The sequence below is a fragment of the Mycobacterium timonense genome, assembly GCF_025821985.1.
Classification (GTDB): domain Bacteria; phylum Actinomycetota; class Actinomycetes; order Mycobacteriales; family Mycobacteriaceae; genus Mycobacterium; species Mycobacterium avium.
Map to the genome: position 1 here is coordinate 127,028 of NZ_JACKSY010000113.1, position 20,023 is coordinate 147,050.

A 20,023-nucleotide genomic window follows, 5' to 3' on the forward strand; every position below is an offset into this window, starting at 1 on the left:
GGGAAGCGTTGAGCAGAAACACTTAATCTCATCGTCCGCCGGGTGTTCCGGCGGACGATTGATGAATCGGGCCCGACAAGGTTTTTCGGGCCCGATTCGCGCTTGTCGGACGACCGGGCGCCGCGTCTTTGCCGCGGCCGGCGACGCATCACCGATCCGAGACCGAACCGCCGCCGAACTGTGCTTACCCGCCTGCGTCGCGGGGTGGCCCGGCGGGCGGAACATGAGATTTCGGGTGCTGGGGCCAGGGCTGGAACCGAGGAGGTTTTCGTGAGCAGGTTTACCGAGAAGATGTACCGCAATGCCCGGACCGCGAAGACGGGCATGGTCACCGGTGAACCCCACAACCCGGTCCGTCATACCTGGGGCGAGGTGCACGAGCGTGCCCGCCGCATCGCCGGCGGCCTGGCCGCCGCGGGCATCGGGCCGGGTGACGCGGTCGGCGTGCTGGCCGGTTTCCCGGTGGAGATCGCCCCGACCGCGCAGGGCCTGTGGATGCGCGGCGCCAGCCTGACCATGCTTCACCAGCCCACCCCGCGCACCGACCTGGCGGTGTGGGCCGAGGACACCATGAACGTCATCGGCATGATCGAGGCGAAGGCCGTCGTCGTCTCGGAGCCCTTCCTGGTCGCCATCCCCGTCCTGCAGGAGAAGGACATCAAGGTCCTCACCGTCGCCGACCTGCTGGCGTCCGACCCGATCGACCCGGTCGAGGTCGGCGAGGACGACCTGGCGCTGATGCAGCTGACGTCCGGCTCCACCGGGTCCCCCAAAGCCGTGCAGATCACCCACCGCAACATCTACTCCAACGCCGAGGCCATGTTCATCGGCGCCCAGTACGACGTCGACAAGGACGTCATGGTCAGCTGGCTGCCCTGCTTCCACGACATGGGCATGGTCGGCTTCCTGACCATCCCGATGTACTTCGGCGCCGAGCTGGTCAAGGTCACCCCGATGGACTTCCTGCGGGACACCCTGCTGTGGGCCAAGCTGATCGACAAGTACAAGGGCACCATGACCGCGGCGCCCAACTTCGCCTACGCGCTGCTGGCCAAGCGGCTGCGCCGGCAGGCCAAGCCCGGCGACTTCGACCTGTCGACGCTGCGCTTCGCGCTGTCCGGCGCCGAGCCCGTCGAACCCGCCGACGTCGAGGACCTGCTGGACGCGGGCAAGCCGTTCGGGCTCAAGCCGTCGGCGATCCTGCCGGCCTACGGCATGGCCGAAACCACGCTGGCCGTGTCCTTCTCGGAGTGCAACGCCGGCCTGGTGGTCGACGAGGTGGACGCCGACCTGCTGGCCGCCCTGCGCCGCGCCGTGCCGGCCACCAAGGGCAACACCCGCCGGCTGGCCACGCTCGGCCCGCTGCTGCAGGACCTGGAGGCGCGCATCGTCGACGAGAACGGCGACGTGATGCCGCCGCGCGGGGTCGGCGTCATCGAGCTGCGCGGCGAGTCGGTGACGCCCGGCTACCTCACCATGGGCGGCTTCATCCCGGCCCAGGACGAGAACGGCTGGTATGACACCGGCGACCTCGGCTACCTGACCGAGGAGGGGCACGTGGTGGTGTGCGGCCGGGTCAAGGACGTCATCATCATGGCCGGCCGCAACATCTATCCCACCGACATCGAGCGGGCTGCCTGCCGTGTGGAGGGGGTGCGGCCCGGTTGCGCGGTGGCGGTGCGCCTGGACGCCGGCCACTCCCGCGAGACGTTCGCGGTGGCGGTGGAGTCCAACGCCTTCCAGGACCCGGCCGAGGTGCGTCGCATCGAGCACCAGGTCGCCCGCGAGGTGGTGGCCGAGGTCGACATGCGGCCGCGCAACGTGGTGGTGCTGGGCCCGGGGACCATCCCCAAGACGCCGTCGGGCAAGTTGCGGCGCTCCAACTCCGTCACCCTGGTGACTTAGTCAGCCGAGCAGACACAAAAGCACCCAAAACATCGGCGTGTCGGGTGCTTTCGCGTCTGCTCTCGGTTCCTGCGCTACCAGGCGTGCACCCGGTTCTGGGCGGGCTCGAGCCCCAGTTCGATCAGCAACTCGGTGGCGTCGGCGGCCTGCTCGCAGATGGTCGGGACGTCGGCGCGTTCGGTGCCGGTGAAGTTCTCCAGCACGAAGGCCGCCGGGTCCTTGCGCCCCGGCGGGCGGCCGATCCCGATGCGGACGCGTTGAAAGTCCTTGCTGCCCAAGGCGCTTGCCACTGAGCGCAGGCCGTTGTGGCCACCCTCGCCGCCGCCGATCTTGAGCCGGATGCGGCCGAAGTCCAAGTCGAGATCGTCGTGGATGACGATGATGTCGCCCGGCGGCACCGAGTAGAACTTCGCCAGCGGGCCGACCTGGCGGCCGGATTCGTTCATGTAGCAGCGCGGCTTGGCCACCACCACGGAGCGCCCGGCCAGCCGGCCGCTGACGATCTCGGCGCCGGACCGCTTGTGCGCCTTGAACTTCGAACCCATCCGCGCCGCCAGCAGGTCGGCGACCATGAACCCGACGTTGTGCCGGGTGCGGGCGTAGTTGTCTCCGGGATTGCCCAGGCCGACCACCAGCAACGGCTCGGCCACGATGCGACCCGCCTACTCGGACTCGGCTTCGGCGGCCTCTTCTTCGCCGGCCTCTTCCGCCTCGGCCGCCGCGGGCTCCTCGGTGACCTCGCCAGCGCCCTCCTCGGCGAGTTCCTCGGCCGTCGGGGCGTTGACCACGTTGACCACCAGCAACTCCGGGTCGGAGATCAGGTTGACGCCCTTGGGCAGGGCGATCTGCCCGGCGGTGAACTGGGTGCCGGGTTCGGCGTCTTCGACCGACACGGTGAACTGCTCGGGAATCGAGAGGGCCTCGGCCTCGATCTCGATGGTGCTGGCCTCCTGGGTGACCAGCGAGCCGGGCGCGGCGTCACCCTCGATGACGACGGTGACCTCCACGACCACCTTCTCGCCGCGGCGCACCACCAGCAGGTCGGCGTGCTGAATGGTGCGGCGGATCGGGTGGATGTCGAGCGCTTTGGTCAGCGCCAGCTGTTCCTTGCCGTCGATGTCGAGGGTGAGCACCGCGTTGGTGCCGGCGTGCCGCAGCACGGCCGCGAAGTCGTGGCCGGGGAGCTCCAGGTGCTGGGGATCGGTGCCGTGGCCGTAGAGGACGGCGGGGATCTTGCCGGCGCGGCGGGCCCGCCGGGACGCGCCCTTGCCGGTCTCGGTTCGCACCGCGGCCGTCAGTTGGTTGAGTGCTTGCTTGGCCATCGTGTCGCTCCTGTGTGCTGTTGCGCTGTGTTCGGGGCACGGCCAGGACGCGACAGTCGTCGGTCTCCGTCGATAACGGTGCTGGCCAGCCAGCCACCCTCGCCGTGACGCCCGGCCAGGTTAGCGCATGCGCACCTCAGAGCGGAAATTCGGTCTTGGTGAGCTGCTCGGAGAGCGCCCACAGCGCCGCCGCCATGCCGGCATCTTTGGCCCGCCGGCTGCGCCCGACCGGTTGGGTGCAGCCCAGGTAACCGAACCGGGGGCCGACGAAGGTGTCCCCGGGCAGATCCTGGGACGCCGCGTACAGGGTTTGCCGGGCGCCGAAATCGGCGTCGGTGGCGACGACCCGCGTCGCCGCCGACATCAGCGCGTCGCCCAGCTTGCGGCCCGAGGCGCCCTGCAGGTTGGTGTGCGAGTAGCCGGGGTGGGCGGCCAGCGCGCGCAGCGGGGAACCGGCGGCCGTCAGGCGGCGCTGCAGCTCGCTGGTGAACAGCAGGTTGGCCAGCTTGGACTGGCTGTAGGCCAGCCACGGCGAGTACCGGCGCGACCGCCAGTTCAGGTCCTCGAGGTTGATCCGTCCCGGCCAGTGCGCCATCGACGACACCGTCACGACGCGGTCGGTGAGCCGGGGCAGCAGCAGGTTGGTCAGCGCGAAATGGCCCAGGTGGTTGGTGCCGATCTGGCTCTCGAAGCCGTCGACGGTCAGCGCGTACGGGACGGCCATGATGCCGGCGTTGTTGATCAGCACGTCGGCCCCGCTCACCCCGTCGGCGAACCGGCGCACCGACGACAGATCCTGCAGGTCGAGTTCGCGGACCTCGACCTGGCCGGCCATCGTCCGCGCGGCCGCCTCGCCCTTGCGGGTGTCGCGCACGGCCATGATGACGGTGGCCCCCCGTCGCGCCAGCTCGCGGGCGGTCACCGCACCCAACCCGCTGTTGGCGCCGGTGATGACGACGGTTCGCTGCGCGAACGACGGTAGGTCTGCGGCGGTCCAGCCTGTCATGGCTGCTAACACTAATCGCCGCGGCCGCCGGGCGCCGGGCGGCTACTTCGCCGCCACCACGAAGCCGTGGATGATCGCCTCGATGTCGGTCGACTCCGCGGCGGCCTGATCGGCCAGGCTGGTGATCGTGAGCTGCACCAGATAGCGCTGATGCGCCGGCGGCGATCCGGTGGCGATGACGATCCGGTTCCAGCTGTGCAGCCGCATGCCGTCCAGGTCGTAGCTGCCCTGGATCATCGACGAGGGAAAGCCGTTGTACGGGGCGCCGGACGCGTCCAGCTGCTTGAAGTTCTCGAACAGCTGCGCATCGTCGTTGCCGTGCTTGATGACTTGGGCCGGGTCGAAATCGCCGCTCAGCTTGAAGACCACCAGCCGCGCCGTGGGGAACTTGCCGCCCTTGGAGATCATCACCGTCTGCGGGCTGATGTTCGGGCTGCTGAACGGCGCCCAGCCCGGCGGGGTCGGGATCGACACCGTCAGATCCGGCAGCGACGCCGGGGCCACCTGCTGCCCGGTGACACCGATGCTCTGCAGATACTGCGACAGCGGGACCGGCTTCGCCGTGGCGCTGGTGGTGGTGGTCGTCGTCGGCGTCTTCGACAGGATCGATTGGTAGTCGGGCGGTTTCGGTGCGCAGCCGGCGGTGGCCACGGCCAGTGCAACCGCCGCGGCGACGGCCGCGCAGCCGCGGAGTCGGTTCACAGAATCTCGCGGACCGCGTCGATCGGGCGGGCCAGCCGAGTGCCCTTCGGCGTGACGACGAAGGGCCGTTCGATCAGAATCGGGTGTTCGATCATGGCGTCGAGCAACTGCTCGTCGGACGCCTCGGCCAGGTTGAGCTCGTCATACAGCGACTCGCGCTTGCGCACCGCGGTGCGCACGTCGATGCCGGCGTCGCGGATCATCTTCACCAGTTCGGCGCGCGACGGCGGGGTCTTCAGGTATTCGACGATGCTCGGCTCGAAACCGTTGTCGCGCAACAACTCCAACGTCTTGCGGGAGGTGCTGCAGCGGGGGTTGTGGTAGATGGTCGCGCCCTGAGCCATCTAGGCGTCCCCGTCGAAAAGCCCTGTGACCGAACCGTTTTCGAAGACCGCCCGGATGGTGCTTGCCAGTAGCGGCGCGATGGACAGCACCGTCAGCTGCGGGAACCGCTTTTCCTCGCCGATCGGCAGGGTGTTGGTCACGATCACCTCCCGGGCGCCGCAGGAGGCCAGGCGCTCGGCGGCCGGATCGGAGAGCACACCGTGGGTCGCGGCGATGATCACGTCGCCGGCGCCCTCGTCGCGCAGCAGCTTGACCGCGCCGGCGATGGTGCCGCCGGTGTCGATCATGTCGTCGATCAGCACGCAGGTCCGGCCGGCCACCTCGCCCACCACGCGGTTGGACACCACCTGGTTGGGCACCCGCGGATCGCGGGTCTTGTGGATGAAGGCCAGCGGCACGCCGCCCAGCGCGTCGGCCCATTTCTCGGCGATGCGCACCCGGCCGGAGTCGGGGGAGACGACGACCATGTTGCCGTCGGGGTAGTTGTCGCGGATGTAGCCGGTGAGCAGGTTCTGCCCGCGCATGTGGTCGACCGGCCCGTCGAAGAAGCCCTGGATCTGATCGGTGTGCAGGTCGACGGTCACGATCCGGTCGGCGCCGGCGGTCTTGAGCAGGTCGGCGACCAGGCGCGCCGAGATCGGTTCGCGGCCGCGGTGCTTCTTGTCTTGGCGGGCGTACGGGTAGAACGGCATCACCGCGGTGATCCGCTTGGCGCTGCCCCGCTTGAGGGCGTCGATCATGATCAGCTGTTCCATCAGCCAGCTGTTCACCGGCGCCGGGGCGGACTGCAGCACGAACGCGTCGCAGCCGCGCACCGATTCGTGGAACCGCACGAAGATCTCGCCGTTGGCGAACTCGCGCGCGGTCTGGGCGGTGACGTGGACGTCGAGTTCCTTGGCCACCTGCTCGGCCAGCTCCGGGTGCGCACGACCGGAGAAGAGCATCAGATTTTTGCGGTTATCGGTCCAGTCGTGGCTCAACGCACTGCCCTCGCCATGTCGGGGTCGAGATGAGGATCAAAAGAAGGCCCCATCGTACGAAGCGAATAGTACGGAAATGTCGCCGGGTTGCCAGCTACCCAACCCGCGGTGTCTATTCGGCCTCCCCGGCGGGACCGCCCCTGGCGGCCTTTTCGGCGGCCTCCGCCGCTCGCGCGGCCGCGCTGCCGGGGCGTTTGCGGCGCACCCAGCCCTCGATGTTGCGCTGCGGACCGGCGGACACCGCCAGCGCGCCGGGCGGCACATCCTCGCGCACCACGGTGCCGGCCCCGGTGTAGGCGCCGTCGCCGACCGTGACCGGGGCCACGAACATGGTGTCGGACCCGGTTCGCACGTGCGAGCCCACCGTGGTGCGCCGCTTGGACTCGCCGTCGTAGTTGACGAACACGCTGGAGGCGCCGATGTTGCTGTGCTCGCCGATGTCGGCGTCGCCCACGTAGGTCAGGTGCGGCACCTTGGTGCCGGTGCCGATGGTGGCGTTCTTGGTCTCGACGAACGCCCCCAGCTTGCCGTCGTCGCCCAGCACGGTGCCGGGCCGCAGATAGGCGAACGGGCCGACGGTGGCGCCGGCGCCGACGGACGACCCGGTGCCGTGGGTGCGCACCACCGACGCGCCGTCGCCGACGCTGACGTCGGTCAGGGTGGTGTCCGGCCCGACGACACAGTGGCCGCCGATCTGGGTACGGCCCAGCAGCTGGGTGCCCGGGTGGATGACGGTGTCGCGACCGATGGTGACGTCGACGTCGATCCAGGTGGTGGCCGGGTCGACGACGGTCACGCCCGCCAGCTGATGGGCGGCCACGACGCGGCGGTTGAGCTCGGCGCCCAGCTGGGCGAGCTGCACGCGGTTGTTGACGCCGGCCACCAGCGCGCTGTCGTCGACGTGGCGGGCGCGGATGGGCAGGCCGTCGCCGCGCAGGATCGCGATGACGTCGGTCAGGTACAGCTCCTGCTGGGCGTTGTCGGCGCTCAACCGGTTCAGCGCCGAGCGCAACGCCGCCGTGTCGAAGGCGTACACCCCGGCGTTGACCTCGCGGATTTCGCGTTGCGATTCGGTGGCGTCGGCGTGCTCGACGATCGCCGTCACCTCGTTGTCCTGGGTGCGCAGGATGCGGCCGTAGCCGCTGGGGTCGCTCAGCGTCGTGGTCAGCACGGTGACCGCGGCCCGGGTCGCGGTGTGGCCGGCGATCAGGTCGGCCACGGTGTCGGCGTCCAGCAGCGGGGTGTCGCCGGAGGTGACGACCAGGACGCCGGCGTAGTCGTCGGGCAGCGCCGACAGGCCACACCGGACGGCGTCGCCGGTGCCGCGGGGCCGTTCCTGCAGCGCCACGTCGATGGGACGGCCCAGGTCGTCGGCCCAATCGGCGATCAGCGGGGCGATGCGCTCGTGGTCGTGGCCCAGCACCACGGCCAGGTGTTGCGGCGCCACCTTGGCGATGGCGTGCAGCAGATGGGACAGCATGCTGCGGCCGCCGAGCGGGTGCAGCACCTTCGGGGTGTCGGACCGCATCCGGGTGCCGGGCCCGGCCGCCAGCACCAGGACCGCGGTATCACCAGGAGACGACATCGACCCTCCTCAAACCCCGGCGCGACGGTGCCCGTCGGTGCGACGACACGCCGTCAAGCGTGGCACTTGCGGCACGCTCGAGGCAAAAGGGCTCGTGCCTGTTGGTGCTCCGTCGCCAGGACTCGAACCTGAACTCTCAGAACCAAAATCTGATGTGCTGCCGATTACACCACGACGGATCGCCGGGCCCCTAGGGCCGCGCCAACCCAAGACTTTAGACGCTGCGGGCCGATCGCGGCGCCGCGGGAAAGACGGGCGGCGCGGCGCGGGCGACGCTATACGCTGATTGACGTGGCCGTGCTGGACTCGCAAACCCACAAGGACCCGGACAAGGAGGTGCGGGCGCCGCGCGCGCGGATGACCGGCAGCGAGCGGCGGCAGCAGCTCATCGGCATCGCGCGCTCGCTGTTCGCCGAACGCGGCTACGAGGGCACCTCGATCGAGGAGATCGCGCTGCGCGCCAACGTGTCCAAGCCGGTGGTCTACGAGCATTTCGGCGGCAAGGAGGGCCTGTACGCCGTCGTCGTCGACCGGGAGATGTCGGCGTTGCTGGACGGCATCACCTCGTCGCTGACCAACAACCGGTCCCGGGTGCGCGTCGAGCGGGTCGCGCTGGCGTTGCTCACCTACGTCGAGGAGCGCACCGACGGCTTCCGGATCATGATCCGCGACTCGCCGGCCGCGATCAGCTCGGGCACCTACTCCAGCCTGCTCAACGACGCCGTCAGCCAGGTCAGCTCCATCCTGGCCGGCGACTTCGCCCGGCGCGGCCTGGACCCCGACCTGGCGCCGCTGTACGCCCAGGCGCTGGTGGGTTCGGTGTCGATGACGGCGCAGTGGTGGCTCGACACCCGCGAGCCCAAGAAGGAAGTGGTGGCCGCCCACCTGGTCAACCTGATGTGGAACGGGTTGACGCATCTGGAAGCCGACCCCCGGCTGCAAGACGAGTGAGCGTTCCGCGGGTGTAACGCCACGGCGGTCTCCGGCCGGATTCGGCCGCCGTGGCGTTACGAGCGGCGAGCCGGGGCTACCCGCGGTCGCGGGCCAGCAGGTCGGCCACGGTTTCGCGGCGGACCAGTTCCCGGGCCCGGCCCTCGCTGACCGCCACCAGCGGCGGGCGCCCGACCATGTTGTAGTTCGACGCCATGCTGTGGTGGTAGGCGCCGGTGCAGGCCACGGCCAGCAGGTCACCCGGGCGCAGATCGGCGGGCAGCTCGACGTCGCGGGCGATCTCGTCGCCGGACTCGCAGTGCCGGCCCGCCACCGTGACCCGCTGCTTGAGGCCCAGCGGATGCCGGTTGGCCAGCGCGACGGCATACCGCGCGCCGTACAGCGACACCCGCGGGTTGTCGCTCATGCCGCCGTCGACGGCGACGAAGGTCCGCCCGCCGCATTGCGTCTTCACCGAGCACACCCGGTACAGGGTCACCCCGGCCCGACCGCTGATCGCCCGGCCCGGCTCCACCACGATCTGCGGGCGGGGGAACCGCTCGGCGGCGCACGCCTCGTCCAGGGCGTCCTCGATCACGTCGGCCAGCTGGTCGAGGTTCAGCTCCGGGTCGCCGGACGCATACGGAATGGCATGTCCCCCACCAAGGTTCAGCTCGGTCAGGATGACGCCGTGCCGGGCCCGGACATCGGCCATCGCGGCGATCATCCGGCGGATCGCCTCGCCGTACAGGGCGGGGTCGGACACCTGCGAGCCGAGGTGGCAGTGCAGGCCGACCAGGTCGAGGATGGGGTGGGCCAGCACCCGGCGCACCGCGTCGGCCGCGTGGTCGCCGGCCAGGGTGAAGCCGAACTTCTGGTCGCTGACGCCGGTGGTGACGGCGCGGTGCCCGTGGATGTCGATGTCGGGGGTGACCCGGATGAGCACCGGCTGGCGGCGACGGGCCAGGCCGGCCAGATACGCGATTTCGATGGTCGAATCCAGCACGATGCGGCCCACCCCGACGCGCACCGCCTCGCGCAGCTCCTCGGGCGATTTCGCGTTGCCGTGCATGACGATGCGGGCCGGGTCGACCCCGCCGGCCAGCGCGGTGGCCAGTTCACCGGCCGAGCAGACGTCGACGCCGAGGCGCTCCTCGCGGGCCCACCGGGCCACCGCGGTGCTCAGCAGCGACTTGCCGGCGTAGACCACCTCGACGCCGCGCAGCGCCTTGCGGTACCGGCGGGCGCGGCACCGGAAGTCGGCTTCGTCGACGACGTAGACCGGGGTGCCGAACTCGTCGGCGACGTCGCCCAGCGGCACGCCGCCGACGCACAGCCGGCCCTCCTCGTCGGGATGGGCGGTGACGGGCCAGATCGCGGGATCGAACCGCGGGGGAGCCGCGTGACCCAGCGACGGCAGGATGTCCAGCAATGTCATGCATCCAACCTGCGCGCGTGGGGCGCCGGCCGGTGCGTTTCTTACGCTCCCTTGACGGCGACGAGCTCAATATTGACGTGGTTCGCCCGCGTCCGGCGGTCCCGCCCGGCGCCGGCGAGCGCCGCGTCGGCGGGAGCAGGGAGCCGGGCGCGCCGCCCTAGAATGGAATTCATCATGACCGCACCGGGGGCTGCTCGCCCAGAAACCCCGATCGCGGGGCTCGTTGAATTGGCGCTCACCGCGCCGACCTTCCAGCAGTTGATCGACACCGCGGCCGCATCGCCGGCCGACCTGAGCCTGGTGGGTCCAGCCAGCGCGCGACTGTTCGTCACCAGTGCGCTGGCGCGGTTGGGCCCTTTGCTGGTAGTCACCGCGACCGGGCGCGAAGCCGACGACCTGACCGCTGAACTGCGCGGCGTCGTCGGCGATGCCGTGGCCGTCTTCCCGTCCTGGGAGACGCTGCCGCACGAGCGGCTCTCGCCCGGCGTCGACACCGTCGGCGCCCGGTTGACGGTGCTGCGCCGGCTGGCCCACCCCGACGACGCGAGGCTGGGGCCGCCCCTGCAGGTGGTGGTGACCGCGGTCCGCTCGCTGCTGCAGCCGATGACCCCGCAGCTGGGTCTGGTGGAGCCGGTGACGCTGAGCGTGGGCCAGGAGATCGAATTCGAGCACGTGATCGCGCGGCTGGTCGAGCTGGCCTACAGCAGGGTCGACATGGTGGGCCGGCGCGGCGAATTCGCCGTGCGCGGCGGCATTCTCGACGTCTTCCCGCCGACCGCCGAGCACCCGGTGCGGGTCGAGTTCTGGGGTGACGAGGTCAGCGAGATGCGGATGTTCTCGGTCGCCGACCAGCGTTCCATTCCCGAGATCGCGGTCGACACCGTGATCGCGGTGCCCTGCCGCGAGCTGCTGCTCACCGAGGACGTGCGGGCCCGCGCCGCGGAGCTGGCCGCCCAGCACCCGGCGAGCGAGCCGGCCATCACCGGCAGCGTCAGCGACATGCTGGCCAAGATCGCCGACGGCATCGCGGTCGACGGCATGGAGGCGCTGCTGCCGGTGCTGCGGCCCGGCAAGCAGGTGCTGCTGACCGATCAGCTGGCCGAGCGCACCCCGGTGCTGCTGTGCGACCCGGAGAAGATCCGCACCCGGGCGGCCGACCTGATCAAGACCGGCCGCGAGTTCCTGGAGGCCTCCTGGTCGGTCGCGGCACTGGGGACCTTGGAGAATCAAGCGCCGATCGACGTCGAGCAACTGGGCGGATCAGGCTTCGCCGAGCTGGACGAGGTGCGGGCGGCGGCGGTCCGTTGCGGGCACCCGTGGTGGACGCTGAGCCAGCTGTCCGACGAGTCGGCGGTGGAGCTGGACGTGCGGGCGGCGCCGTCGGCGCGCGGCCATCAACACGACATCGACGGCATCTTCGCGATGCTGCGCGCGCACGTCAGCACCGGCGGCCACGCCGCCGTCGTCGCGCCCGGCACCGGGACCGCACACCGGGTGGTGGAACGGCTGGCCGAATGCGACACCCCGGCCGCCATGCTGGAATCCGGCGCGGCGCCCCGCGCCGGGGTGGTCGGGGTGCTCAAGGGACCGCTGCACGACGGCATCGTCATCCCCGGCGCGAACCTGGTGGTGATCACCGAGACGGATCTGACCGGCAGCCGGGTCGCCGCCGTGGAGGGCAAGCGGCTGGCAGCCAAGCGGCGCAACACCGTCGACCCGCTGGCGCTGACGGCCGGTGACCTGGTGGTGCACGACCAGCACGGCATCGGCCGGTTCGTGGAGATGACCGAGCGCACGGTCGGCGGGGCGCGGCGCGAGTACCTGGTGCTGGAGTACGCGTCGTCCAAGAGGGGCGGCGGATCCGACAAGCTGTATGTCCCGATGGATTCGTTGGACCAGCTGTCGCGCTATGTCGGCGGCCAGGCGCCGGCGCTGTCCAAGCTCGGCGGCAGCGACTGGGCCAACACCAAGACCAAGGCGCGCCGCGCGGTGCGCGAGATCGCCGGCGAACTGGTCTCCCTGTACGCCAAGCGGCAGGCCAGCCCCGGGCACGCGTTCTCCCCGGACACCCCGTGGCAGGCCGAGATGGAGGACGCCTTCGGCTACACCGAGACCATCGACCAGCTGACCGCGATCACCGAGGTCAAATCGGACATGGAAAAGCCGATCCCGATGGACCGGGTGATCTGCGGCGACGTCGGCTACGGCAAGACCGAGATCGCGGTGCGGGCGGCGTTCAAGGCGGTGCAGGACGGCAAGCAGGTCGCCGTGCTGGTGCCCACCACGCTGCTGGCCGACCAGCATCTGCAGACCTTCACCGACCGGATGGCCGGCTTCCCGGTGACCGTGAAGGGCCTGTCCCGGTTCACCGACGCGGCCGAATCCCGCGCGGTGATCGAGGGGCTGGCCGACGGCTCGGTCGACATCGTGATCGGCACGCACCGGCTGCTGCAGACCGGTGTGCGCTGGAAGGACCTCGGCCTGGTGGTGGTCGACGAGGAGCAGCGGTTCGGCGTCGAACACAAGGAGCACATCAAGAGCCTGCGCACCCACGTCGACGTGCTGACCATGAGCGCCACGCCGATTCCCAGAACGCTGGAGATGAGCCTGGCCGGCATCCGCGAGATGTCGACGATCCTGACCCCGCCGGAGGAGCGCTACCCGGTGCTGACCTACGTCGGCCCGCACGACGACAAGCAGGTGGCGGCGGCGTTGCGGCGCGAGCTGCTGCGCGACGGGCAGGCCTTCTACGTGCACAACCGGGTCAGCTCGATCGACCGGGCGGCCGCGCGGGTGCGCGAGCTGGTGCCCGAGGCGCGGGTGGTGGTGGCGCACGGCCAGATGCCCGAGGAGCGGCTGGAACGCACCGTGCAGGGGTTCTGGAACCGCGAGTACGACATCCTGGTGTGCACCACGATCGTGGAGACCGGCCTGGACATCTCCAACGCCAACACGCTGATCGTCGAGCGCGCCGACACGTTCGGGCTCTCGCAGCTGCACCAGCTGCGCGGCCGGGTGGGGCGCAGCCGCGAACGGGGTTACGCCTACTTCCTGTATCCGCCGCACGCCCCGCTGACCGAGACGGCGTATGACCGGCTGGCCACCATCGCCCAGAACAACGAGCTCGGCGCGGGCATGGCGGTCGCGCTGAAGGACCTGGAGATCCGCGGCGCGGGCAACGTGCTGGGGGTGGAGCAGTCCGGGCACGTCGCCGGCGTCGGCTTCGACTTGTATGTGCGGCTGGTGGGCGAGGCCGTCGAGGCGTACCGGGCCGCGGCGGACGGCCAGACCGTCACCACCGCCGAGGAGCCCAAGGACGTGCGGATCGACCTGCCGGTGGACGCGCACCTGCCGCCGGACTACATCGCCAGCGATCGGCTGCGGCTGGAGGCGTATCGGCGGCTGGCCGCCGCGGGCTCGGACGACGAGATCGACGCGGTGGTCGAGGAACTCGTCGACCGCTACGGGGCGCTGCCCGAACCGGCCCTGCGGCTGGTGGCGGTCGCCCGGCTGCGGCTGCTGTGCCGCGCCGCCGGCATCACCGAGGTGTCGGCGCCGTCGGCGGCCACCGTGCGGCTCTCGCCGATCACGCTGCCCGATTCGGCCCAGGTGCGGCTGAAGCGGATGTATCCGGCCGCCAGCTACCGGGCCACCACGTCGACCGTGCAGGTTCCCATCCCGCGCGCCGGCGGGGTGGGCGCGCCGCGGCTGCGTGACGTCGAGTTGGTGCAGATGGTGGCCAACCTGGTGACGGCGCTGCAGGGTAAACCGCAGACGGATGTCGGCACCGGCGCGCCGGTGGCGGCGATGGCCAGTGAGGAGGGGCGCGGGTGATTGTGATCTTGTGCGACCCGCGCCGGCCGTCGCTGGTGCCGGTCGAGGCAGTCGAGCATCTCGCCGGCGAGGTGCAGTACACCGAGGAGATGCCGATCGCGGTGCCCTGGTCGCTGCCGGCGGCGCGCCCGGTGCACTCCGGCGACCCCGATGATCCGGCGCCGGTGCTGCTGTCGTCGGACCGCGACCACCCCGCCGTCACCGCCCGGCTGGCCGCCGGGGCCCGGCTTATCTCGGCGCCGGACGCCCCGCGCGGCGAACGGCTGGTCGACGCGGTGGCGATGATGGACAAGCTGCGCACCGCCGGACCGTGGGAAAGTGAGCAAACCCACGAGTCGCTGCGCCGGTTTCTGCTGGAGGAGACCTACGAGTTGCTGGACGCGGTGGCCGGCGGCAACGCCGAGGCGTTGCGCGACGAGCTCGGTGACGTGCTGCTGCAGGTCCTCTTCCACGCCCGCATCGCGGAGGACGCCCCGCAGTCGGCCTTCACCATCGACGACGTCGCCGCCGCGCTGATCCGCAAACTGGGCAACCGGGTGCCGGGAGTGCTTGCCGGGCAAACCATTTCGCTCGAAGAGCAGCTGGCGCAGTGGGAAGAGCGCAAGGCGGCCGAGAAGCCGCGGAAATCGGTGATGGACGACGTGCACACCGGGCAACCGGCGCTGGCGCTGGCGCAGAAGGTGATCGGGCGGGCCGAGAAGGCCGGTCTGCCCGCCGACCTGATCCCGCCGCAGGTCACCTCGATCGCAATATCTGCCGACGTGGACGCTGAAAGTGCTTTGCGCACAGCGGTTTTGGATTTCGTGGCAACCGTCCGCGGCGTCGAGCGGTCGATCGCGGCGGCGCGCCGCGGCACCAGCGTCCCCGACGAGTTCGACATCGCCCCGCTCGGTGAGATCTCTGAGCAGGAGTGGCGGCAGCACTGGCCGGCGGGCGACACCGATCCCGAGCCGGCCTCCGCCGAGCAGCTCACCGACGACGCCGGCGGCGACGAGAACTGAGCGGCCGGTCCCGTTGGCCATCGGCCCGTGGCGTGTTCACCGCCGCCGAGAGCGATCACCGCATTGTTTGCCGGATTTGGCACCCGCGCCTCGGTAATATCGGGGATGAGGTTGCGAATCCCGGTGGTCGGCCTCGGTCTGACCGCGCTAGCCAAGGCGACCGTCAGCTAATCGACGATTAGCTGAACGCGGCGACAAATCGGTGCCCGCGGGCCCGGCGCAACCGAGCGGTCCCGAAATGCATGGGACGATGGTGGGGCGGAAGTTGGTGCAGGCGAGTCTTAGGGGAGCTCAGGAAAGCATGGTGTCGCCGAGGCGTTGGATGCGCGCGGCCGCCGTGATCGGCGCGACCGCGATCGTGCTGGCCTCCAGCTGCACCTGGCAGCTCAGCCTGTTCATCCCCGACGGGGTCCCGCCGCCGGCCGGCGACCCGGTGCCCCCGGTCGACACCCACGCCAGCGGTCGACCCGCGGATCAGTTGCGCGACTGGGCCGCGCAGCGCGCCGCCGGATTGGAGATCCCGGTCATCGCGCTCGAGGCCTACGCATACGCGGCGCGGGTCGCCGAGGTCGAGAACCCGAAGTGCCACATCGCCTGGACCACGCTGGCCGGCATCGGGCAGGTCGAGAGCCACCACGGCACCTACCGCGGCGCGCGGCTGGCGCCCAACGGCGATGTGAGCCCCCCGATTCGGGGTGTCCGCCTGGACGGCAGCGGCGGCACGCTGCGCATCGTCGACAACGACGAGGACGTCACGGACGAGGACGGCGTGACGCGCGCCATGGGGCCGATGCAGTTCATCCCGGAAACCTGGCGGCTCTACGCGGTCGACGCTCACAACGACGGCCGGGTCAGCCCGGACAACATCGACGACGCCGCGCTCGCCGCGGCGGGTTATCTGTGTTGGCGCGGAAAGGATCTCGCCACACCGCGCGGGTGGATCACCGCGCTGCGCGCCTACAACAACTCCGGTGTCTACGCCCGGGCGGTGCGCGATTGGGCGACCGCTTACGCCAAAGGTCACCCGCTGTAGCAGGATGTATCGCTGACGACGAGTGCACGCACCGGCTACGGATACAAGGAGAACTCAGTGCCGATTATCGAGCAGGTCGGGGCCCGCGAGATCCTCGACTCCCGCGGTAACCCGACAGTCGAGGTCGAGATCGCCCTGACCGACGGAACGTTCGCCCGCGCGGCGGTGCCGTCCGGGGCGTCGACCGGTGAGCACGAGGCCGTCGAACTGCGCGACGGCGGGGAGCGGTACGGCGGCAAGGGCGTGCAGAAGGCGGTGCAGGCCGTGCTGGACGAGATCGGTCCGGCGGTGATCGGGCTGAACGCCGACGACCAGCGCCTGGTGGACCAGGCGCTGGTCGACCTGGACGGCACCCCGGACAAGTCGAGGCTGGGCGGCAACGCGATCCTGGGCGTGTCGCTGGCCGTGGCCAAGGCGGCCGCCGATTCCGCGGAGTTGCCGCTGTTCCGCTACCTGGGCGGGCCCAACGCGCACATCCTGCCGGTGCCGATGATGAACATCCTCAACGGCGGTGCGCACGCCGACACCGCCGTCGACATCCAGGAGTTCATGGTCGCCCCGATCGGCGCGCCGAGTTTCGCCGAGGCATTGCGCTGGGGTGCGGAGGTGTATCACTCGCTGAAGTCGGTGCTGAAGAAGGAGGGCCTGAGCACCGGCCTGGGCGACGAGGGCGGCTTCGCCCCCGACGTGGCGGGCACCACCGCGGCGCTGGACCTGATCGGCCGGGCCATCGAATCGGCCGGCTTCAAACTCGGCACCGACGTGGCGCTGGCCCTCGACGCGGCGGCCACCGAGTTCTACAGCGACGGCACCGGCTACAAGTTCGAGGGCAGCACCCGCACCGCCGAGCAGATGGCCGAGTTCTACGCCGGGCTGCTCGGCGCGTATCCGTTGGTGTCCATCGAAGACCCGCTGTCCGAAGATGATTGGGACGGCTGGGCGGCGCTGACCGCGTCGATCGGCGACCGGGTGCAGCTCGTCGGCGACGACGTCTTCGTCACGAACCCCGAACGCCTGGAAGAGGGTATCGAGAAGGGCGTCGCAAATGCGTTGCTGGTCAAGGTGAATCAGATCGGCACGCTGACCGAGACGCTGGACGCCGTCGCGCTGGCCCACCACAGCGGCTACCGCACGATGATGAGCCACCGCAGCGGTGAAACCGAGGACACCACGATCGCCGACCTGGCGGTGGCCGTCGGCAGCGGGCAGATCAAGACCGGAGCGCCGGCCCGCAGCGAGCGGGTGGCCAAGTACAACCAGCTGCTGCGGATCGAGGAGGCGCTCGGCGACGCCGCGCGTTACGCCGGCGACCTGGCCTTCCCGCGGTTCGCGTTGGAGACCAGATAGCTTGCCCGCCAAGCCCGATCCGAAGCGCCGCTCCCCGGCATCGCGGCCGGGGAAAGCCGGCGATTCGGTTCGGCGCCGTCGCGCGGCCAAGCCGTCGCAGACCGTCACCGCCCGCAAGACCGCCCGGGCGCAGCACGAGCCGGCGGTCGAACCCATCGTGCGGCAGGCCGCCGAGTCGGTGGAGCAGCGCTCCGAGCAGCGGCTGGGTTTCACCGCCCGGCGCGCGGCGGTGCTGGCCGCGGTGATCTGCGTGCTGACGTTGACCATCGCCGGGCCGGTGCGCACCTATTTCGCCCAGCGCACCGAGATGAATCAGCTGGCCGCCAGCGAGGCGGCGCTGCGTCGCCAGATCGCCGACTTGGAGCAGCGCAAGGCCAAACTTGCCGACCCGGCCTATATCGCGGCCCAGGCCCGCGAGCGGCTCGGCTTCGTCAAACCCGGCGACATCCCGTTCCAGGTTCAGCTTCCGCCGACCGCCGCCGAACCCACCCAGCCGGGATCGCCGTCGGCGAAGCCGGTCAACAACGACCCGTGGTACACCTCGCTGTGGCACACCATCGCCGATGCTCCGCACCTGCCGCCGGCCAATCCTGCTGTCCCGCAAGCTCCGCCGGCCGAACCGGGTCCGCCCGGTCCGGTTCCGCCGCCCGCGCCGAATCCCGCGGGTCCCGGTGGTTGATCGCGCCGACCTGGATGCGGTGGCGCGTCAACTCGGGCGTGAACCGCGCGGGGTGCTCGCCATCGCCTACCGGTGTCCCAACGGCGAACCCGGTGTGGTGAAGACCGCGCCGAAACTCCCTGACGGAACACCGTTTCCGACGCTGTACTACCTGACGCATCCCGCGCTGACGGCGGCCGCGAGCAGGTTGGAGACGACGGGGTTGATGCGGGAGATGACCGAGCGGCTGAGTCAGGACGCGGAATTGGCGGCCGCGTACCGGCGTGCCCACGAGTCGTATCTGGCCGAACGGGACGCGATCGAACCCCTGGGCACCACGTTTTCGGCCGGCGGCATGCCGGACCGGGTCAAGTGCCTGCACGTGCTGATCGCTCATTCGCTGGCCAAGGGGCCGGGCGTGAATCCCTTTGGGGACCAGGCGTTGTCGATCCTGGCCGCCGATCCCGCGCTGGCCGGAGTTTTACAGGAGGGCCGATGGTGACCGGCAGGCTCGCGGGAATCGACTGCGGCACCAACTCGATCCGGTTGCTGATCGCCGACGTGCGCGACGGCCGGCTGCGCGACGTGCACCGGGAGACCCGGATCGTGCGGTTGGGTCAGGGTGTGGACGCGACCGGGGAGTTCGCGCCGGAGGCCATCGCGCGCACCCGCGCGGCGCTGAGCGACTACGCGGATCTGCTGAAACAACATGGTGTGCAGCGGGTTCGGATGGTCGCCACGTCGGCCGCCCGGGACGTCGGCAACCGGGCCGACTTCTTTTCCATGACGGCCGACGTGCTGGGCGCGGTGCTGCCCGGTGCGGTGGCCGAAGTGATCACCGGCGCCGACGAGGCCGAGCTGTCGTTCCGAGGGGCGGTCGGCGAATTGGACAGTGCGGCTGGTCCTTTCGTGGTCGTTGACCTGGGCGGCGGGTCGACGGAGATCGTGGTCGGCGGCAGTGACGGGGTGACGGCGAGCCACTCGGCCGACATCGGCTGCGTGCGGTTGACCGAGCGATGCCTGCATTCCGACCCGCCGACGCCCGAGGAGGTGGCGCTGGCCCGTCAGGTGGTGCGCGAACGGCTCGAGGTCGCGCTGGGGGTGGTGCCCGTGGAAGGGGCGCGAACCTGGGTCGGGGTGGCCGGGACGATGACCACGCTGTCGGCGCTGGCTCACGATTTGCCGGCGTATGATTCTGCGGCCATTCATCTTTCGCGGGTGAGCGGGCGGGATCTGCTGGCGGTGTGCGAACGGCTGATCGGCATGACGCGGGCCCAGCGCGCGGCGCTGCCGCCGATGCATGCGGGGCGGGCCGACGTGATCGCCGGAGGCGCGGTCGTGGTGGAGGAACTGGCGCGGGAGTTCCGTGCCCGCGCGGGCATCGACGAGCTGACGGTCAGCGAGCACGACATCCTGGACGGCATCGTGCTGTCCATCGCGGGGTAGGCCACTTCGGTCACGGACGTCTCCGCTGGAGGTCCCTCGCGGACATCCCCGCTGGAGGTCCCGGACGTCTCCGCTGGAGGTCCCTCACGGACGTCCCCGCGGGAGGCGAGGTGTTAAGTGCCCGCCTCTGAGCGACAACCGGGGATGTCACACCCGTGTGGGACGGTTCGGCAATGAATCGACTACTACTCAAGGGAATAGAGCTGCGCTACGTGCTGGCGATGCAGCTGGCCGTGCACGGACCGGCCGACATCGGCGAGCTGATCAAAGCGCTTGACTGGCATGGCTTTTGCGTGCAGGGCCGGCCGTCGAAGGCGGTGTCGGATGCGCTGCGTTGGGAGATCGTGCATGGGCGGGTACGCCGGCTCGGCCGGGGCCGATACGGCCCGGGCGGCATGCCGCGCTCCACCGAACACCGAATCCATCAGCGTGTCTTGGCCCTGCGTGAGGCGGCCCGTTGTCGCTGTGAGGCGGGCACTTAACCGATTGCC

At 70.5% G+C, this 20,023-nt stretch carries 18 protein-coding genes and 1 tRNA gene; 10 read left to right on the forward strand and 9 right to left on the reverse strand.

Translation table 11 applies throughout. The features are described from left to right. Positions 1–270: 270 nt before the first annotated feature. Positions 271–1,905: a fatty acyl-AMP ligase gene (locus tag H7I87_RS27145; protein WP_010949050.1), complete on the forward strand. Its 1,635-nt coding sequence runs from the start codon at positions 271–273 to the stop codon at positions 1,903–1,905. Between the two features lie 74 nt (positions 1,906–1,979). Here the strand turns inward: H7I87_RS27145 and pth are convergent, their stop codons facing one another. From pth to H7I87_RS27185, 8 genes are all read right to left on the reverse strand, one after another. After that, positions 1,980–2,555: an aminoacyl-tRNA hydrolase gene (gene pth / locus H7I87_RS27150; protein WP_033710681.1), complete on the reverse strand. Its 576-nt coding sequence runs from the start codon at positions 2,553–2,555 to the stop codon at positions 1,980–1,982. Between the two features lie 12 nt (positions 2,556–2,567). Next, positions 2,568–3,227: a 50S ribosomal protein L25/general stress protein Ctc gene (locus H7I87_RS27155; protein ID WP_003872743.1), complete on the reverse strand. Its 660-nt coding sequence runs from the start codon at positions 3,225–3,227 to the stop codon at positions 2,568–2,570. 136 nt (positions 3,228–3,363) lie between these two features. Further along, on the reverse strand, positions 3,364–4,233 hold the full coding sequence (locus tag H7I87_RS27160; protein WP_033726633.1) for an oxidoreductase: 870 nt from the start codon (positions 4,231–4,233) through the stop codon (positions 3,364–3,366). Positions 4,234–4,275: 42 nt separating this feature from the next. After that, positions 4,276–4,935 (reverse strand): LpqN/LpqT family lipoprotein, encoded by a 660-nt coding sequence (locus H7I87_RS27165; protein ID WP_003872741.1) that lies wholly within the window; start codon positions 4,933–4,935, stop codon positions 4,276–4,278. After that, the gene (gene arsC, locus H7I87_RS27170; protein ID WP_009975291.1) at positions 4,932–5,279 is read right to left on the reverse strand and encodes an arsenate reductase (glutaredoxin); all 348 of its coding nucleotides are present in this window, start codon (positions 5,277–5,279) and stop codon (positions 4,932–4,934) included. Before arsC ends, H7I87_RS27165 begins: the two co-directional genes overlap by 4 nt. After that, positions 5,280–6,260, reverse strand: coding sequence for a ribose-phosphate diphosphokinase (locus tag H7I87_RS27175; protein WP_003877535.1), 981 nt, complete (start codon positions 6,258–6,260; stop codon positions 5,280–5,282). It lies immediately after the preceding gene. 112 nt (positions 6,261–6,372) lie between these two features. Beyond that, the gene (glmU, locus tag H7I87_RS27180; protein ID WP_033710679.1) at positions 6,373–7,845 is read right to left on the reverse strand and encodes a bifunctional UDP-N-acetylglucosamine diphosphorylase/glucosamine-1-phosphate N-acetyltransferase GlmU; all 1,473 of its coding nucleotides are present in this window, start codon (positions 7,843–7,845) and stop codon (positions 6,373–6,375) included. A gap of 107 nt (positions 7,846–7,952) precedes the next feature. After that, positions 7,953–8,024, reverse strand: a tRNA-Gln gene (locus H7I87_RS27185). Positions 8,025–8,202: 178 nt separating this feature from the next. Between H7I87_RS27185 and H7I87_RS27190 the strand changes: the two genes are divergently transcribed. Next, the gene (locus H7I87_RS27190; RefSeq protein ID WP_003877537.1) at positions 8,203–8,796 is read left to right on the forward strand and encodes a TetR/AcrR family transcriptional regulator; all 594 of its coding nucleotides are present in this window, start codon (positions 8,203–8,205) and stop codon (positions 8,794–8,796) included. Between the two features lie 76 nt (positions 8,797–8,872). On the opposite strand, the gene lysA is transcribed toward H7I87_RS27190, so the two are convergent. After that, positions 8,873–10,213: a diaminopimelate decarboxylase gene (gene lysA / locus H7I87_RS27195; protein WP_033710678.1), complete on the reverse strand. Its 1,341-nt coding sequence runs from the start codon at positions 10,211–10,213 to the stop codon at positions 8,873–8,875. Between the two features lie 174 nt (positions 10,214–10,387). On the opposite strand from lysA, the gene mfd reads away from it, so the two are divergent. From mfd to H7I87_RS27235, 8 genes are all read left to right on the forward strand, one after another. Then, positions 10,388–14,047, forward strand: a complete 3,660-nt coding sequence (mfd, locus tag H7I87_RS27200; protein WP_167380270.1) for a transcription-repair coupling factor — start codon at positions 10,388–10,390, stop codon at positions 14,045–14,047. Continuing rightward, positions 14,044–15,048 (forward strand): nucleoside triphosphate pyrophosphohydrolase, encoded by a 1,005-nt coding sequence (locus tag H7I87_RS27205; protein WP_033710676.1) that lies wholly within the window; start codon positions 14,044–14,046, stop codon positions 15,046–15,048. Before mfd ends, H7I87_RS27205 begins: the two co-directional genes overlap by 4 nt. 304 nt (positions 15,049–15,352) lie before the next feature. Then, entirely contained in the window at positions 15,353–16,081 is a 729-nt protein-coding gene (locus tag H7I87_RS27210) for a lytic transglycosylase domain-containing protein (RefSeq protein WP_003877541.1), read from the forward strand. Between the two features lie 57 nt (positions 16,082–16,138). Beyond that, positions 16,139–17,428 (forward strand): phosphopyruvate hydratase, encoded by a 1,290-nt coding sequence (gene eno / locus H7I87_RS27215; RefSeq protein ID WP_003877542.1) that lies wholly within the window; start codon positions 16,139–16,141, stop codon positions 17,426–17,428. Position 17,429: 1 nt separating this feature from the next. Continuing rightward, positions 17,430–18,107, forward strand: coding sequence for an FtsB family cell division protein (locus tag H7I87_RS27220; RefSeq protein WP_009975284.1), 678 nt, complete (start codon positions 17,430–17,432; stop codon positions 18,105–18,107). Continuing rightward, complete coding sequence (locus H7I87_RS27225; RefSeq protein ID WP_003872730.1) at positions 18,100–18,588, forward strand: DUF501 domain-containing protein; 489 nt, start codon at positions 18,100–18,102, stop codon at positions 18,586–18,588. The genes H7I87_RS27220 and H7I87_RS27225 overlap by 8 nt, the downstream gene beginning before the upstream one ends. Continuing rightward, a complete protein-coding gene (locus tag H7I87_RS27230) occupies positions 18,582–19,532 on the forward strand; it encodes a Ppx/GppA phosphatase family protein (RefSeq protein WP_019732886.1) in 951 nt (316 codons plus the stop codon). The genes H7I87_RS27225 and H7I87_RS27230 overlap by 7 nt, the downstream gene beginning before the upstream one ends. A 155-nt stretch (positions 19,533–19,687) precedes the next feature. Continuing rightward, positions 19,688–20,014, forward strand: a complete 327-nt coding sequence (locus tag H7I87_RS27235; protein ID WP_003877544.1) for a hypothetical protein — start codon at positions 19,688–19,690, stop codon at positions 20,012–20,014. Positions 20,015–20,023: the final 9 nt, after the last annotated feature.